2 protein-coding genes are annotated in these 1,280 nt (G+C 47.7%); one reads left to right on the forward strand and one right to left on the reverse strand.

Annotated elements, in window-relative coordinates:
- Positions 1-166 (forward strand): helix-turn-helix domain-containing protein (locus tag R7P35_RS24810; RefSeq protein ID WP_318093034.1); only part of this gene is annotated, 166 nt, incomplete at its 5' end.
- A 53-nt stretch (positions 167-219) separates the two neighbouring features.
- On the opposite strand, the gene R7P35_RS24815 is transcribed toward R7P35_RS24810, so the two are convergent.
- Positions 220-1,280, reverse strand: a 1,061-nt coding sequence (locus R7P35_RS24815) for an MFS transporter (protein WP_318093032.1), incomplete at its 5' end; no start/stop codon positions are given.

A 1,280-nucleotide genomic window follows, 5' to 3' on the forward strand; every position in this document is an offset into this window, starting at 1 on the left:
GCGAATGCACAAAGCAGCTGACTTGTTGCAATACCGGGCGTGGTCAATTGCGATGATTGCCAATAGATTGGGATACCGAGACCCGTACAACTTTACGCATCGATTTAAGAAGTTTTACGGCATTTCGCCAACACGTTATCGAAAGCAGTTAATGAAAAACGCATAAAAAAACGAGGGCAGATAGCCCTCGTTTTCAATGGTCATTTGGTTGTTTTAGCTTTATAGGCCCGCAGCCATTTGCTGTTTGGTTTTGCTCGCTGCAAGCAACATGTAAACGCATGTCGCTACCAAAGCCGCAAACAAGTAACCCAACAAGCCGTGTACTTGGCCCATAAATTTGTCTGCGACCACTGGGCCTGCTACTGAGCCTACGCTGTAGCTAAACAGCATGACTTGAGTTGCAGAGACAATAAAGCGTTCATCAAGTCCTTCACAGCCGAGGTTGATTGCCACTGGGTATAGAGCAAACGTGGCCATGCCCAATAGGAAAAGCGACGCCGCCAACACTGCGGTAGACGTAGAGATGAACGTCAAACCGATAGAGAAAATACCCAAAATACAGAAGAACGCCATTAAGACTGTTCGGCTCATGTATTTGTTTAATGTGGTCACCATAGGTTGAACCAACATGCCGCCAAGGATCACCAACGCCATAAGCGTACCAATGTCTTGGTGGGTAATTTTACGGTTCGCCAATTCAACAGGCATAAGACCGTAAATCGCACCCAAGGTTAAACCAGATACGACGCAACCGATGATCGCTGCATGATTGAGTTTTGCAATCTGTTTGAATGACAATGAAGTCGATTCATGGCTATTCGGTTGTTCGCAATCAATAAACATCAGTACCAGCATCGCCATTAGGATCAATGTTGTAATCGCAACAAAGGGTACGCCGCCACTTACGCCAAGAACGCCAATACCAAATTGACCTAGAGCCGAGCCGCCATACAGAGAAAGCATGTATAGGCTTAGGCGTTTTGCGCGTGATGCTTCGTCGCCTGACATCAACCAGGATTCAACGATCACGAACACACCAGCAACCGCGACACCAGCAATAAAGCGCGCAACGAGCCAAACTAGGCCATTCGGGAATGCTGGTAGGGCAACGATGGTGAGCGAAAAGGCAGCCAAACAGCCAATAAATGCTTTGCGGTGGCCAACATTGCGAACAATGCGTTCGATAAACATGGCACCAATCAACAAGCCGCCATAAAACACGCTCGCCAACCAACTCGCGTAATCAGCAGAGATGTTGTATTCGCCGAGCATGAGTGGGA

Source organism: Vibrio sp. Vb0304 (assembly GCF_033338995.1).
GTDB lineage: Bacteria > Pseudomonadota > Gammaproteobacteria > Enterobacterales > Vibrionaceae > Vibrio > Vibrio alginolyticus.